Source organism: Pseudonocardia sp. (assembly GCF_025965585.1).
Classification (GTDB): domain Bacteria; phylum Actinomycetota; class Actinomycetes; order Mycobacteriales; family Pseudonocardiaceae; genus Pseudonocardia.
The window spans coordinates 1-13,654 of the sequence record NZ_JAOPWR010000044.1; the positions used below are offsets into that span (position 1 = coordinate 1).

General features: G+C 69.8%; 16 protein-coding genes. 10 read left to right on the forward strand and 6 right to left on the reverse strand.

Annotation, left to right across the window (positions count from 1 at the left end; all coding sequences use genetic code 11):
* The 3 genes from JWR81_RS02315 to JWR81_RS02325 form a co-directional block, all read right to left on the reverse strand.
* Window positions 1–262: sigma factor (locus JWR81_RS02315; protein WP_297646102.1), on the reverse strand; the 262-nt coding region annotated here is incomplete at its 3' end.
* A gap of 501 nt (window positions 263–763) precedes the next feature.
* Window positions 764–1,426 carry a zf-HC2 domain-containing protein gene (locus tag JWR81_RS02320; protein WP_297646044.1) on the reverse strand — a complete coding sequence of 221 codons (663 nt, stop codon included), beginning with the start codon at window positions 1,424–1,426 and terminating at the stop codon, window positions 764–766.
* Entirely contained in the window at window positions 1,419–2,000 is a 582-nt protein-coding gene (locus JWR81_RS02325; protein WP_297646046.1) for a sigma-70 family RNA polymerase sigma factor, read from the reverse strand. The genes JWR81_RS02320 and JWR81_RS02325 overlap by 8 nt, the downstream gene beginning before the upstream one ends.
* Before the next feature lie 764 nt (window positions 2,001–2,764).
* On the opposite strand from JWR81_RS02325, the gene JWR81_RS02330 reads away from it, so the two are divergent.
* The gene (locus tag JWR81_RS02330; RefSeq protein ID WP_297646104.1) at window positions 2,765–3,235 is read left to right on the forward strand and encodes a DUF3761 domain-containing protein; all 471 of its coding nucleotides are present in this window, start codon (window positions 2,765–2,767) and stop codon (window positions 3,233–3,235) included.
* Between the two features lie 161 nt (window positions 3,236–3,396).
* Here JWR81_RS02330 and JWR81_RS02335 read toward each other — a convergent pair whose 3' ends face one another.
* Window positions 3,397–3,603: a hypothetical protein gene (locus JWR81_RS02335; RefSeq protein ID WP_297646048.1), complete on the reverse strand. Its 207-nt coding sequence runs from the start codon at window positions 3,601–3,603 to the stop codon at window positions 3,397–3,399.
* A gap of 386 nt (window positions 3,604–3,989) precedes the next feature.
* Between JWR81_RS02335 and JWR81_RS02340 the strand changes: the two genes are divergently transcribed.
* The 6 genes from JWR81_RS02340 (at window position 3,990) to JWR81_RS02365 (ending at window position 7,363) form a co-directional block, all read left to right on the forward strand.
* Complete coding sequence (locus tag JWR81_RS02340) at window positions 3,990–4,559, forward strand: methylated-DNA--[protein]-cysteine S-methyltransferase (RefSeq protein WP_297646050.1); 570 nt, start codon at window positions 3,990–3,992, stop codon at window positions 4,557–4,559.
* 132 nt (window positions 4,560–4,691) lie between these two features.
* Entirely contained in the window at window positions 4,692–5,138 is a 447-nt protein-coding gene (locus JWR81_RS02345) for an ester cyclase (protein WP_297646052.1), read from the forward strand.
* 45 nt (window positions 5,139–5,183) lie between these two features.
* The gene (locus tag JWR81_RS02350; RefSeq protein ID WP_297646054.1) at window positions 5,184–5,372 is read left to right on the forward strand and encodes a hypothetical protein; all 189 of its coding nucleotides are present in this window, start codon (window positions 5,184–5,186) and stop codon (window positions 5,370–5,372) included.
* Window positions 5,373–5,524: 152 nt separating this feature from the next.
* Window positions 5,525–6,022 (forward strand): RNA polymerase sigma factor, encoded by a 498-nt coding sequence (locus tag JWR81_RS02355; RefSeq protein WP_297646056.1) that lies wholly within the window; start codon window positions 5,525–5,527, stop codon window positions 6,020–6,022.
* Window positions 6,019–6,669: a methylated-DNA--[protein]-cysteine S-methyltransferase gene (locus JWR81_RS02360; protein ID WP_297646058.1), complete on the forward strand. Its 651-nt coding sequence runs from the start codon at window positions 6,019–6,021 to the stop codon at window positions 6,667–6,669. Before JWR81_RS02355 ends, JWR81_RS02360 begins: the two co-directional genes overlap by 4 nt.
* Window positions 6,670–6,808: 139 nt before the next feature.
* Window positions 6,809–7,363 (forward strand): RICIN domain-containing protein, encoded by a 555-nt coding sequence (locus tag JWR81_RS02365; protein ID WP_297646059.1) that lies wholly within the window; start codon window positions 6,809–6,811, stop codon window positions 7,361–7,363.
* Between the two features lie 137 nt (window positions 7,364–7,500).
* Here the strand turns inward: JWR81_RS02365 and JWR81_RS02370 are convergent, their stop codons facing one another.
* Window positions 7,501–8,148 carry a GntR family transcriptional regulator gene (locus JWR81_RS02370; RefSeq protein WP_297646061.1) on the reverse strand — a complete coding sequence of 216 codons (648 nt, stop codon included), beginning with the start codon at window positions 8,146–8,148 and terminating at the stop codon, window positions 7,501–7,503.
* Between the two features lie 250 nt (window positions 8,149–8,398).
* Window positions 8,399–9,817: a hypothetical protein gene (locus tag JWR81_RS02375; protein WP_297646062.1), complete on the reverse strand. Its 1,419-nt coding sequence runs from the start codon at window positions 9,815–9,817 to the stop codon at window positions 8,399–8,401.
* A gap of 225 nt (window positions 9,818–10,042) precedes the next feature.
* On the opposite strand from JWR81_RS02375, the gene JWR81_RS02380 reads away from it, so the two are divergent.
* The 3 genes from JWR81_RS02380 to JWR81_RS02390 are packed head-to-tail and all read left to right on the forward strand — an operon-like array spanning window position 10,043 to window position 13,652.
* A complete protein-coding gene (locus tag JWR81_RS02380) occupies window positions 10,043–10,717 on the forward strand; it encodes an isochorismatase family protein (protein WP_297646064.1) in 675 nt (224 codons plus the stop codon).
* Window positions 10,714–12,579, forward strand: a complete 1,866-nt coding sequence (locus JWR81_RS02385; protein ID WP_297646066.1) for a PEP-utilizing enzyme — start codon at window positions 10,714–10,716, stop codon at window positions 12,577–12,579. Before JWR81_RS02380 ends, JWR81_RS02385 begins: the two co-directional genes overlap by 4 nt.
* Entirely contained in the window at window positions 12,576–13,652 is a 1,077-nt protein-coding gene (locus tag JWR81_RS02390) for a PEP/pyruvate-binding domain-containing protein (RefSeq protein WP_297646068.1), read from the forward strand. The genes JWR81_RS02385 and JWR81_RS02390 overlap by 4 nt, the downstream gene beginning before the upstream one ends.
* Window positions 13,653–13,654 lie beyond the last annotated feature (2 nt).

Genomic DNA, 13,654 nt, shown 5'->3' on the forward strand with positions numbered 1-13,654 from the left:
GTTCCGATCGGTTGCGGGTGGCCGCACGGTGGGCGTCGATCACCTTGTGTGACGCGATGCCGTAGACGAACGCCAGGAACGGGCGGCCCTGCACCCGATACCCGGGCAAGGCCGTGAGCACGGCCAAGCACACCTCCTGCGCGACGTCCTCGGCCGAGACCGACGAACGGTCCATCCGGCCCAGGCGCGCACGGCAGTACCGCACGACCATCGGCCGGATGATGGCGAGCACGCGCCCCACCGCTCCGTGGTCCCCTGCCATCGCAAGGGCCACCAGTTCATCCGGCACGTCTCCCGCGGCATCACGCGGTCGCCGCGCAGCGTTGTCGTGGGTGCCGCGCAGGTCCTTTCGGATAGCGCGATCGACTGACGGCTCAAGGATTCTGTACGCGAACGTCAAGAACGGAAGTCCGCTGTCAACAAAGGCGGGCAGCGCCGAAAGTATTTCCGAGACAGCGGCCGTGGCCGCGTTTGATACATCGCCCTCCGGGATGCGTCCCGCACAGTATCGAGCTGAAAGGGTTACAAGAATTCGCTCCAGTTGGCCGACGGCATGAGCGTCTCCGGTCGTGGCAAGGCTAACCAGTGCGGTTGTAACCTTGACACTGCTGCTCTCCATCGATGTCATTGCTATAACAGATGCCATCGATTCAGGGATCCGTGACGTCAGGCTCCTCGTTACGGGCGCACCGAGGGAGGAGCGTTGAATCAAATCGGCGATCTGTGTCAGGTCCTCGCTCATCCCGTCACCTCCGTGACCCTGTCAGCCGGCTCCGATGCTCGCCGCAGCGACGAGCGCCCCCCTCCGGTCGGTGACCTGCACGGACGCGAGCAAGCCGGTGTCGAGCGGACCGCCCCAGTAGGCGTCGCCGCCGGTGAGCGTCAAGGTGCCCGCCACCGAGCGCGTGCCGTCGGCATGGACGAGTGTGCAGGTGACGGGGACGGCGGCCGGGGGCCGGTCGAGATCGAGGTACATGTAGAGCCACGCCGGCGAGCCGGGGTGGACGAAGGCCTCGCCGATCCGCCGCCCGTTCGCGACGACGTCGGCGACGCGGAGCACGGGAGCCGCTGTGGCGACGGCGTCCGGGGGCGCGGTGGCCACCACGCCACCCGCCCACCCAGCGCCGAGGAGCGCCGCGGCCATGACCGCGACCAGCGCGTACGTGCGGCGGCGCCGTGGCCGGGGGCGGGGCAGCCGTGCGAGCACCCGGCTCTCGAAACCTGCGGGCGGGTCCTGCGCGGGCGGCAGGGCGCTCAGGGCATCCTGGACGCTGGCGAGCCCCTCGACGTGTGCACGGCAGGCCGGGCAGCTGTCGAGGTGTGCGAAAGCGGCAGCCCGCTCGCGGCCCGTCACCAGCCCCAACGCGAGCTCCGGGGCCAGGTCGCGGGTGGTCTCGCAGGCCGGCGGGCGCATCGGCTCAGCCATTGTCGACCCACCTCGGTTCGAGCACGTCGTGCAGCCGCAGCATGGCCGCCCGGATGCGGGACTTCGCGGTGCCCAGCGGGATCTCCTCGCTGACCGCGATCTCGGCGGCCGTCATCCCCCGGAAGGCGGCGAGGACGAGCGCCCTCGCCTGCGCCGGGGGCAGCGCGGCGATGGCGGTGCGCAGCTCCCGTGCGTCCTCCGTCGCCAGCGCGTTCCCCTCCGGGGTGTGGATGACGGCGGTGAGCAGTGCGTCGAGGTCGGCAGGGTCGAGCGCGGTGGGGCGGCGGGCCCGCACGACGTCGACGGCGAGGTTGTGGGTGATGCCGGCCAGCCAGGCCGCGACCGAGCCGCGCCGGGCGTCATAGACGGCGGCGTGTGTCCAGGCCCGCTCGAAGGCCTGCTGGGCGACGTCCTCGGCCAGCCGGGCGTCGGCGAGCACGCCGAAGGCCACCCCGAAGACCGTGCGCTGGAAGCGGCGCACGAAGGCCAGGGACAGCTCGGGATCGGCCGCGCCGAGGCCTGCGAGGAGCAGGTCGTCGGAGCGGCCGTCCGCGACTGGGCATCGGGACGGCATAGCTCTCCTACGGGCTGCCGGCCCGCGGGGATGACGTCTCCGCAGGATTTCTCCGCCCGCTAGGTCACGATTGCATCACGACGGCGGCGCGGGCAATATCCGCGGCGGTGGCTGCCGTAGCCGTCGCACACCCGTCGGATCCCACACCCTTCGGATCCCGGAGGCGACGATGCGCACCACACTCATCCACGGCGGGCTGGTCGCGGTAGTGGCCCTGGTGCCGGCCGGCTGCGGAAGCGCGGTTGAGGCCGCCAACCTGACCGCGTCTGTGAGCAGCAGCTTGTCGTCAGGCGGCGCTGTGGTGGTCGGACGCCCGGACCCGTCGCCGCTACCCCCCGTAACTGAGCTGTTTCATAGCGGTAACACACGTCACGCTTCAAGCGACGTGAGGGGTTGAGTCCGAACGCGCCGTGACAAGGGGTCTGTGTGAGTCTGCCAGTACAGCCGCCGTATCCGCCTCAGCCGCCGGCCGAGCCGCCCCGGTCTCCCCGCAACCGTCTGGGCGCCGTCACCTTCGTGCTCGTCATCCTCGGGGCTGCACTCGCGGTCATCCCCGCTACCGCGGGATTCGGATTCGCACTTTCCTTCCTTTTGATCGTCCCGGCTCTCGTGGCGTTCCGACGCTTGCGTAAGGGCGCCGCCGATAACCGGCGCCGAGCCGTCGCCGCGGTGGTTATGGCACCACTGTTTTTCCTCGTCGCCCTTGTTGTCGGAGTGTCCACAACACCCCAACCGGCGACGGCCACCAGCACAACCAGCGATAGATCTACTCTCGCTTCTGCTCCGAACGCGGCTCCTGCACCCGCCTCGGTTGCGGCGCCTACTCCGGTTGGGGCTCCCGCCCCGCTTGTCGGTCCAGCTCCTGCCTCGGTCGCGGCCCTCGTAGCGGCCCCGTAGCTGCTCCGGCTCCGGCTCCGAGTACGGCCCCGGTTGCGGCTCCAGCCCCGGTCGCCGTCGCGGCTCCCGCCCGGGTCGCTGCTCCGGCTCCTGCTCCGTTTGTCGCCGCCCCACACCCCGCCGCCCCTGCACCTCCGCCGCCGCCGCCGGCGCCGGCGCCGTCATGCGACGAGGCCACCCACTACATCAACGTGGACCACGTGTGTGTCCCGCGGCCAGTTGCGTCTTCGTCCGCCCCTGCCGGGGCGACGTACAAGTGTGGGGACGGTGCATACAGCTTCAGTAAGCATCGCCAGGGAGCGTGTTCAAGTCACGGCGGTATCGCGCAGACGCTCTGAGGCCGAGCCGCCTGACACCGAGCGTCAATGCGTGTTGCCTGGGGCTCGCCGGGCGCGTGGCTTCAGAGGTGCTCGCCGGCTGTGAGCACCTGTTCAGCGAGTAATCCCATGCCGTTGTGGCCCTACGGTCGGTGGTCGTCGCCGAGCACTTCCGGTATCAGCTATCCGTCCCGCAGGTCGGGCGCCGCTTCATAGGGCTCACGAAGCGATGCGGCTCGCAACGCATCCGCTACTTGTCGGCATTCGTCGCGCGTCAGCTGGATCGTCGTTCCGCGGACCGCCAGAACAGCAAACGGGTCGTAGTGGTCGACGTTGACCGTCAAGATTTCCGGGCCGGCCGAAGTGGATATCGCAACGATCGCCTTCATGGCGGGGACTCCCTGTGCCTGGTGTAGGGGCGAGGTGGAACTGAGCTCTGTTCATCGGGGCCGCGGCGGGGCGTTCGTCAGGTAGACGACGCGAACCGGTGCGACGTGAGCCGACATCGACGCCGGCCAGTGCGGTGGCCACGAACGTGGCCGGGTCGGTCGCGGGATCCAGGTGGTTCCTCGCAAGGCGCCGTCCGCAGCACATACCGGGGTATTCGCCAGGGCGTCAACGCCGCGAGGGGCCGCATGGGTGCGTAGGAGTGCGTGGCGCGCGCAGGTGTGTGTGCTCCAGCGTCGCCACCACGACCTCCTCGACCTGGTCCAGGCGCTCACGTTTCCGGGCCCGGGGGCGTCCTCTGAGTGAGATCCGAGGGAAAGGAGATGAGATGGCAAGCACCACCGCTTCACCGGCGCGCTGGTACACGGTCGTGCCGACGGCACTAGGGCAGTTGACTCTCGTACGTGACGCCGACGCGCTGCTGGGCCTGTACTACCCGCATCACTGGTACAAGCCGAACCCGGCGACTTTCGGCCCCCGCTCGCATGAGGGGTTCTCCGGGGTCATCGGCCAGTTGTGCGAGTACTTCACCGGTCGTCGCCAGACGTTCGACCTCGCGTTGGCGCTGGTCGGAAGCACGTTCCAATGCCGCGTGTGGAACCTCGTCGCGCAGGTGCCCTACGGCGCCACCGTGACCTACGGGGCTCTGGCCGCGACGCTCGGCGGAGACGTGACCGCTCAGCAGGTCGGCGCTGCCGTGGGCCGTAATCCGTTGTGCATCCTCGTTCCCTGCCATCGGGTCGTCGGTGCCGACGGAAAGCTGACCGGGTACGCCGGTGGCGTCGGCCGCAAGCGGCACCTGCTGGATCTGGAACAGGCCTGCCGCCCGGCGTCGGTCCCGACACAGGAGGCTCTGCTGTTGGACCTGTGGTCGATGCCGGGGAGCGCAGTTTCCTGAGCAGACCTATCCGGGCGCCGCTCAGCATGTGAGATCGCATTGTCCGTCTCACATTCCGGCCGCGGCCTCCGTCTACCAGTCGAAGCGCTCGGGAAATGGGCGACAGATCACGCAAACCAGGAAGGCACACTCATGTCGACGGACGAGAACAAGGCCATCGTCGGGCGTTGGTTCACCGAATTCTGGGGCAAGGATTTCAACCCCGCGGTCATCGGGGAACTCGCCGCCCCGAACATCCGATTCGAGTACTCGTTGCACGCCCCCTGCCGCGGCCGCGACGCGGTGCACGAGTTCGCCACCACGTTCCGCGCCGCGGTCCCGGACCTCAACGTCTGGGGCACGGCCGATCTCATCGCCGAAGGTGACTACGTGGTGGGCCGGTGGGAAGGCGGCGGCGTCCACACCGGCGCCGCGTTCGACGACATGCCCATCGGTGCCCTGCCCGCCGGCACCGGCAAGACGATGCGGTTCACCGGCACCACCATCCTCAAGGTCGAGAACGGTCAGATCACCGAGGAGATCGGCCTCGACGACGGGGTCACCGTGCTTCAGCAGCTCGGCCTGATCACGGCGGCCTGACGGCCTGTGAACAGCACCAGCGGTGCCGTCGATCAGACCGGACGGATGGACTCGGACACCAAGCAGTGGCTCTTCGCCGCTGCCGAGCGCGCGAAGCTGCGTCACCCCGGAGCGATCGGTGAGCTGTTGAGCCAGGAGCTGCTGTCCTGGATGGTGTTCGGTCATCAGCTGGGCAGCGATCTGATCATGCGGGTGGCCGACGACCTCCTCGTCGGGAAACAGCCACCGTCGTGACCCAGCCGGGCCGAGCGCGCAACACTACGACGACCGCAGCAGCGACCGTTGCGGCAGCTGGTGACGTGCACGCTCGGCCCGGCGACGGGCGGGGCCACGACGATCCATGCCGTCCGATCTCACGAACAGGAAGGGCGGGGCGTCTACCCATCGTGACGAGCAAGCAGCCGTTCGAGACAGTGGTCGCGGTCCATGGGGCCACCGTGCTGCGCGTCTGCCGCGCCCTCCTCGGGCCGGCGGACGCCGACGATGCGTGGTCGGAGACGTTCCTGTCGTCGATGAAGGCCTACCCGGGCCTGCCCGCCGACGCGAATGTCGAGGCGTGGCTGGTCACCATTGCCCACCGCAAGGCCATCGACGTCATCCGCGCCGCAGATCGCCGAGCGAGACCGACCGCACACGTGCCTGACACACCCGCATCGCCGGCCCCCGACGGGCCGGACCCCGACCTCGTCGACGCGGTCACGCGACTGCCGGCCAAACAGCGCCAAGCCGTCGCCTACCACTACCTGGCCGGGCTCCCGCACGCCGACGTCGCCGCCATCCTCGGGGGGAGCCCCGACGCCGCCCGCCGCGCCGCCGCCGACGGCATCGCCACCCTCCGACGCACCTACCCGGGCGTCACCGCCAGGAAAGGGGAAATCCGATGAGCACCCACGACGACCTGCCTGGCGACGTGCACAGCGATCTGCCCGGCGAACTGCCGCGCCACCTGGCGCGGGCCTACCCCGACACCCCCGACCACCTGACCCTGCTGCGTGAGCGACTCGCCACCGCCGCACAGGCCGATGGCATCCTCGACATCGCCTACCGCGCGGTCGACAGTCCGGTCGGCCCGCTGCTGCTCGCCGCGACGGACCGCGGCCTGGTCCGCGTGGCCTACCAGCGCGAGGACCACGACGCGGTCCTGCAGACCCTGGCCGACCGGATCAGCCCCCGCATCCTGCACGCCCCCGCCCGCCTCGACACCACCGCACGCCAGCTGGAGGAGTACTTCACCGGCACCCGCCACACCTTCGACGTGCCCCTGGACTGGCGCCTGTCGGCCGGGTTCCGCGCCACCGTGCTGCACCGGCTCCCCGACATCGGCTACGGGCACACAGCCAGCTACGCCGCCGTCGCCGCACTGGCCGGCAACCCGAAGGCCGTCCGCGCGGTGGGCACCGCCTGCGCGACCAACCCGCTGCCCGTCGTCGTCCCCTGCCACCGCGTGGTGCGCTCCGACGGAACCATGGGCGGTTACCTGGGTGGGCTCGAGGCCAAGCGCACCCTGCTCACCCTGGAGACAGCCGCATGAGCACCCTCACCGAACGGTAAGGAAGACGGTTGGCCCTGGTACAGGACCCTGCCGTCGGCGCGAGCGGCAGACCTGGCCGTGATCGTGATGCTGATCCTGCTCAGAAAACGCTGATCACCTTCACGAGACGGAGCACGAGATGTCATTCTCCAAGAAGATCGTTCGCAGCATGGTCGCCGTGGCGATGGCGGGGGCGGCGATGATCGGTTCCGCCGTCCTGATCGCGGCGCCGGCGCAGGCGGCGACCACGCCCGTCTACTACAAGCTGGTCGGGTACGCGAGCAACAAGTGTCTGGATGTGAGGAGAGAGGACGGGGGCGGTAGCGGCTCCCGCGTCCAGCTGTGGCAGTGCTTCGGCTCGGACAACCAGCGCTTCACGCTCTACCCCGTGGGGAAGACCAGCACTGGTCAGACCTACTTCCAGATCATCAGCCAGGCGCCGGGACACCTGTGCATGCAGGTGCGGGGCGACTCGTTCGCCAACGGGGCACAGATCGATGAGGTGGGCTGCTCGGCGGATCTCAACCAGTACTGGCGGTGGGGCAGCGGGAACCTCGGCTACAGCCTCCCGCTCGTCTCGATGCGTACCGGCAAGTGCCTCGACATCAGCGGCAACTCCACCGCGAACGGGGCGAAGGTCCAGCAGTGGGACTGCAACGGGACGACGGCGCAGTACTTCAGGACCGTGACGTGACGTGATGTGACGTGCAGGTCGCGAGGCACCCGTCGGGTGCCTCGCGTCGTCATGTCCGGTGGTGCGGGATGCTTTTCCCGTGGTCGGCCCTCGGAGGGACCTCAACCCCGGTCCCGGTCGTGGCGGGTCCGGCCGAGCTATCGCGCGCTGCTGGACGGCGGCTGTTGTTCGGGGGTGCCGAAGTTCTCCACAGCGAGCCCGCGTGACCAGTTCACGTGCTCGCGCATGAGCATCTCGGCCCGCGGGGCGTCGTGGTCGCGCAGCGCGTCGATGATCTCCCGGTGTTGCTTGTTCGCGCGGTGCACCTGCTCCGCGTTGTACGGGTAGCGCGAGCGGTACGTGACCGTGAACGCGTGCACCTGTCCGATCATCGTCCTGAGCAGCTGGCTGCCGGCTGCCTGGGTGATGATGCCGTGCAGTTGCAGGTCGGCGTCAGCCTGCTCGTGGCCGGTGCCGTTGTCGCCGATCCGCTCCAGCCTGGCGTGGGCGTCCTCGAGCCGCGCGAGGTCGGCCTCGGTGATCCGCTCGGCCGCGGTCGCCGCGGCGTGGCACTCGAGCACGGAGCGCAGCGCGTAGATCTCCGCGATGTCGGCGGCGGTGATGGTCCGGACGGTCGCGCCGCGGTTGGGCGTCAACCCGACGAGCCCCTCGCCCTGCAAAATGAACAAGGCCTCCCGGATCGGCGTACGGCTGATCCCGATCTCCTCGGCGAGCACCCGCTCGCGCAACGGCTGACCGGGCTTGAGCCGTCCGTCGAGGATGGCCTGCCGGAGGATGCGGGCCACGCCTTCGCTGCTGCGCTGTGCCATCGGCAGGCCGTCACCGGCCGGTGAACCGTCGTGCGCTAGTAAACCCATCTGCGTCTACCTGCTCCATGATCGTCTTCGGTCGGAGCGGGGCCGATCCGGTTGGGGAGGGCTCATTCTATGCGCGATCGGCGGTGCCGGCGGCGCAGCCCCGAGCGCCCGGCACCACCGGGCGCGGCGGCCGGGGTGTCCCCGGCCGCCGGACCCGTCTACACCGATCGGTTGCGACCTACGCGGTGCCCTGCGGTTCCTCCGCGGGTGCCGGGTTCCGGCCGTTCGCCGACGTGGCGTCGGCAATCGTCGGTGGCTCCAGGTCGTCGCCGAAGTTGCTCATCCCCCAGTGGGCGACGTCGAGGCCGACGAGCTCGGTCGTCTCGTCCACCCGCAGCCCTCCGGCCTTCTCGAAGATGAGGCACAGCACGAGACAGGGGATGCCGGCGGTGGCCATCGCGGCGAGCACGCCGACCAGCTGCCACCACGGCGTGATCGTGGCGTGTCCCAGGGCGTAGTCCCCGGTCAGTCCGGGGTAACCGCCGGTCCGCGTGCCCCACTCGATGAAGCCCGTGGCCAGCGCACCGACGATGCCGGGGCCCAGGGCGAGCGGGACCACCTTCGGCTCGTCGATCTGCAGGCGGCGCAGCAGCGCGGCGGTGCCGAGCCCGACCAGCGGGCCCGCGAGGCCGAGGAGCAAGCACTTCACCGGGTTCCCGATGTCGAACAGGGTGCCGCAGATGACGAGCCCGGTGAGCGGGCCGAGCAGCGCCCAGGTCGGCCCCCGCCGGCGGTAGGCGATCAGCGAGCCCATGAGGGCGCCGCCGAACAGGCCGGCGAACACGTTCTCGATCGTGAGCCCGAGCCCGCTTTCGGTGAAGGAGATGCCGAAGAAGCCCTGGCCCACGATCAGGTTGCCGGACCCGATGGCGATGAACGGGATGGCGAAGGTGATCAGCAGGACGCCCGCTCCGACGAAACCGAGGTGGTGCGGCACCGGTCGGGCACCGCTGGAGTGCGGCCGGAAGACGCCGAGGCGCGGCCCGATCCGCCAGGCCATCACGAGCACCCAGGTGCCGGCGAAGATGTAGAGAGGGAAGATGCCGTCGAAGTCGTGCACGCCGCGGTTGGTCAGCGGCGACACCGAGCCCCAGCACAGGTATCCGACGAGCGGGGACAGCACCGCTCCGATGACGAACGACATGACGTAGAGCGGCAACGGCTTGACCCGTTCCACCACGCCGGTGTGGATCAACGCCATCGTCGCCATCGCGAAGGTGATGAAGAAGATCAGGAAGATCTGCAGGACGTCGGCCTCGGGGGTGACCTTCGGGTCGAGCAGCGCCGCCGGGGTATCGGTGACATGTCCGCCGATCCACCAGTCCTGCAACGCCTGGAACAGCGGGTTCGGGACACCGAAGGCCTGGTTGAACTGCCACTGCCAGATCGCGTAACCGCCCAGCATCAGGCTGGCGCCGCCGATCATGGCGGCGGTGATCTTCTGGACCCAGGTGTCCAGCACGTTGCGGCGCCGGACCAGGCCCATGTCGATGAGGCCGAGGCCGAGCACCACCAGAATGACGGCCACCGCCGCCACCAGATAGATGAAGGCGGTCAGCACCGCCTCGGTCGATACCTGCTCCGGGAACGTCGTCATCATCTTGTCCTCCTGAAGAAGAGTCCCCCGACGCGTGGGTGATGAGCTGCGCGCTCCCATGCCGTCTACGGCGGTGCCGGTGATACCGGCCGGCCCTGTGATCAGGGTGACCCGACCGTCGTTCTTCGAGGCGGTAGACAGCGCGTGGTCGGACGGTATACATGTATGCCATTACCCACAAGAACTTCCGTGTGACCAATCCGCTCTCCTCGCAGGAGGTGCCACGTGGACGCTGAGACCGACGAGATCTACGACCGCGCCGGCTTCGGCCGGCCGGTCCGCCGCGGCACCCGTCCCGCCGTTCTGGTCGTCGACTTCAGCTACGGCTTCACCGACCCGCAGTACTCGACCGGCTCCGACATGACCGACCAGGTGCTCGCGACCCGGCGGCTGCTGGACGCGGCACGGTCGGCCGGGGCTCCGGTGCTCTACACGACCATCGCCTACGACCGTGGTCAGCGGGCCGCGCTGCCGTGGCTGGAGAAGGCCCCCGGACTGGCGGCGCTGCGGCCGGGCACCCGGCTGGCCGAGATCGACGACCGGGTTCGCCCGGCCGACGACGAGACCGTGCTGGTCAAGACCGGGGCCTCGGCCTTCTTCGGGACGCCGCTCGCCGGGATCCTCGCCGGCCTGCGGGTGGACACGCTGATCGTCACCGGCGCCACCACCAGCGGCTGCGTGCGGGCCAGCGTCGTGGACGCCGTGCAGTACGGCTACCCGGTGCTCGTCCCCCGCGAGTGCGTCGCCGACCGGGCGCAGGGCCCGCACGAGGCCAACCTGTTCGACATGCACGAGAAGTACGCCGACGTCATCGGGCTCGACGACGTCCTGGATCACCTCAGGTCACTCCCGAACGCGACCGCCCACTCGACCACCGACCCCGCAGAGGTGCCGGCATGACCGCAACCGACCCGAACCTCCCGGCCCCGGCCGGCTTCGCCAGCCCCTTCGAGATCACCACCCCGGCCGGCGCCGACGGGTGGGAGAGCCTCTACCCGTACTACGCGCTGCTCAGCGAGGAGCGCCGCGGCCAGGACCAGGGCAAGTTCTGGTTCTTCGACGGGATGCACAACCCCGAGCCGCTCTTCCCGTTCGACACGATCATGACCGAGAACTGGTGGGTCGCGGTCAGCCAGATGTCCACCAGGGTCTGGCCGATCCCCACGGCGCTGGGCATCGACCACCGCATCATCAACGGCTACCTCTACATCAGCCCGAACGCGGTGACCGATCCCGAGGAGATCGCACGGCGGGCCGTCGAGTTCGGCAAGCGGGCCGGGCACTACTACGAGAACTGGGACGAGATCTACGAGCAGTGGGTGGTCAAGGCGACCGACTGCATCGAACGGCTCAAGGCGATCCGGTTCGCACCGCTGCCCGAGATCGAGCCGGAGAGCAGCGTCTTCTCCCACCGCGGCGTCTACTCGTCCTACGACCTGCTCACCACGTACGGCGAGCTGATCCACAACCTGTTCGAGATGGGCTCGTACCACTTCGAGATGCTCAACCTCGGGTACGGCGCCTACCTGACCTTCCGCGAGTTCTGCCAGCAGGCGTTCCCCGGGATCTCCGACCAGACGGTCGCGAGCATGGTCTCCGGCATCGACATCCTGCTGTTCCGCCCCGACGACGAGGTGCGCAAGCTCGCGCAGCTGGCCGTCGACCTGGAGCTCACCGACGTCGTGCTGAGCTCCGACGACCCGCACGCGGTGCTCGCCGCGCTGGGCTCCCACGAGCGCGGCGGGCAGTGGCTGGAGGCGTTCGAGACGGCCAAGGACCCGTGGTTCTGGTTCTCCACCGGCGCCGGCTACACCCACACCGACCGCGCCTGGATCGATGACCTGCGGCTGCCGTTCACCGCGCTGCGCGGCTACGTCGAGGCGCTGCTGCGCGGCGAGGACATCCGCCGCCCGCTGGAGGCCATCCTCGCCGAGCGCGTGCGGGTGACCGACGAGTACCGGGAGCTGCTCCCGACCGATGACGACCGCGCCGCGTTCGACGGCCTGGTCGAGCTGGCCCGCAAGGTCTTCCCCTTCGTCGAGAACCACAACTTCTTCGTCGAGCACCACCACCACTCGCTGTTCTGGTCGAAGGTGCGCGAGCTGGGTGACGTCTTCGTCGCGGCGGGCTTCCTTGCCGACCGCGAGGACATCTTCTACCTGCACCGCAACGAGATCTACAGCGCGCTCTACGACCTCAACATAGGCTGGGCGACCGGCACCGAGGCGCGCGGCGTGACCTACTGGCCGCCGGAGGTCGAGCGCCGCCGCCGGGTCCGCGACGCGCTCAAGGAGTGGTCGCCGCCGCCCGCGCTGGGCGTGCCGCCAGAGGTGATCACCGAGCCGCTGACCGTGATGCTCTGGGGCATCACCCAGGAGACTGTGCAGGAGTGGCTCGGCGCCGGCGACGCCGCGGCGAACGAGCTGCGCGGCGTGGCCGCCTCGCCCGGCAAGGCGACCGGCCGGGCCCGGGTGATCACCGACCCGGAGCAGCTGCACGAGATCGAGCCCGGCGACATCCTGGTCTGCCGGATCACCGCGCCGAGCTGGGCACCGGTGTTCTCCCGGATCGGGGCGGCGGTCTCCGACGTCGGCGGGATCATGGCGCACACGGCGATCGTGTCCCGCGAGTACGGACTCCCGGCCGTCGTCGGCACCGGCTTCGCGACGGTGACCATCAAGACGGGCCAGCTCATCGAGGTCGACGGCAGCTCCGGTGTCGTCCGCATCCTGTCCGAGGAGTCCGAGGAGATCACCGCATGACCGCACACGTGCTCTGGCTCGACGACGACGCCGCGCCCGGCAACCGGGTGCTGGGCGGCAAGTTCGGCAGCCTGGCCGAGATGACCGCCGCTGGGTTCGCGGTGCCGCTGGGATTCGGGATCACCACCGACGCCTACCGCGCCTTCCTGGACGCCTCCGGGCTGGCCGAGGAGGCGCGTGCGCTGCAGGCCCGCGCGGCGCAGGCCGAGCTGGAAGAGGTGTCCGCGCTGAGCGCGGCGTTCACCGCGAAGCTCGAGGCCGCGCCACTGCCGGCCGCGCTCGAGGCGACGATCCGGGACTCCTATGCGGAGCTCGAGCGCCGCTCCGGCGTCGCCGGGCTGCCGGTCGCCGTCCGCTCCAGCGGGGAGGCCGAGGACCTGGCCGGGGCGAGCTTCGCCGGGCAGTACGACACGTTCCTGTGGATCCGCGGCGCCGACGACGTGCTGCGGTACGTGCGCCGCTGCTGGGCCGGCATGTTCGGCACCGCGGTGCTGACCTACCGCCCGGACCCGGGCTCGCCGCCGCCGGCCGACCTCGGAATCTGCGTCGGCATCCAGCAGATGGTCGACGCCCGCACCGCCGGGGTCATGTTCACTCTGGACCCGGTCACCGGTGACCGCTCGAAGATCGTGCTGGAGGGGGTCTGGGGCCTGGGTGAGGGCGTGGTCTCCGGTGACCTCACGCCCAGCCGCTACGTCGTGGACAAGGTGACGTTCGAGATCCTTAAGCGGGACATCACCCCGCAGGACCGCCAGCACCGCTTCGACGAGACCACCGCCGAGGTCGGGCTCGTCCCGGTGCCCGCGGAGCGGCGCGAGCTGTCCCCGCTGGAGGACGAGCACATCATCCGGCTCGCCGAGCTGGCCAAGACGATCGAGCGGTACCGCGGCGCCCCGCAGGACATCGAGTGGGCCGTGGCCGAGAAGGGCGACGTGCACGTGCTCCAGGTCCGGCCGGAGACGGTCTGGAGCCGGCGGGCGGCCGAGGCGCCGATCGCGCCGGCCAAGTCGGCGCTGGACCACGTGCTGGCCCGGTTCGCCGGGACGTCGATCACCGCGGGGACGGGGAAGTAGGC

Bases quoted from the DNA above. Each gene is read 5' to 3' on its own strand.
- JWR81_RS02320 (WP_297646044.1), bottom strand. From the start codon at position 1,426: ATGGCTGAGCCGATGCGCCCGCCGGCCTGCGAGACCACCCGCGACCTG.
- JWR81_RS02325 (WP_297646046.1), bottom strand. From the start codon at position 2,000: ATGCCGTCCCGATGCCCAGTCGCGGACGGCCGCTCCGACGACCTGCTC.
- JWR81_RS02335 (WP_297646048.1), bottom strand. From the start codon at position 3,603: ATGAAGGCGATCGTTGCGATATCCACTTCGGCCGGCCCGGAAATCTTG.
- JWR81_RS02340 (WP_297646050.1), top strand. From the start codon at position 3,990: ATGGCAAGCACCACCGCTTCACCGGCGCGCTGGTACACGGTCGTGCCG.
- JWR81_RS02345 (WP_297646052.1), top strand. From the start codon at position 4,692: ATGTCGACGGACGAGAACAAGGCCATCGTCGGGCGTTGGTTCACCGAA.
- JWR81_RS02350 (WP_297646054.1), top strand. From the start codon at position 5,184: ATGGACTCGGACACCAAGCAGTGGCTCTTCGCCGCTGCCGAGCGCGCG.
- JWR81_RS02360 (WP_297646058.1), top strand. From the start codon at position 6,019: ATGAGCACCCACGACGACCTGCCTGGCGACGTGCACAGCGATCTGCCC.
- JWR81_RS02365 (WP_297646059.1), top strand. From the start codon at position 6,809: ATGTCATTCTCCAAGAAGATCGTTCGCAGCATGGTCGCCGTGGCGATG.
- JWR81_RS02375 (WP_297646062.1), bottom strand. From the start codon at position 9,817: ATGACGACGTTCCCGGAGCAGGTATCGACCGAGGCGGTGCTGACCGCC.
- JWR81_RS02385 (WP_297646066.1), top strand. From the start codon at position 10,714: ATGACCGCAACCGACCCGAACCTCCCGGCCCCGGCCGGCTTCGCCAGC.
- JWR81_RS02390 (WP_297646068.1), top strand. From the start codon at position 12,576: ATGACCGCACACGTGCTCTGGCTCGACGACGACGCCGCGCCCGGCAAC.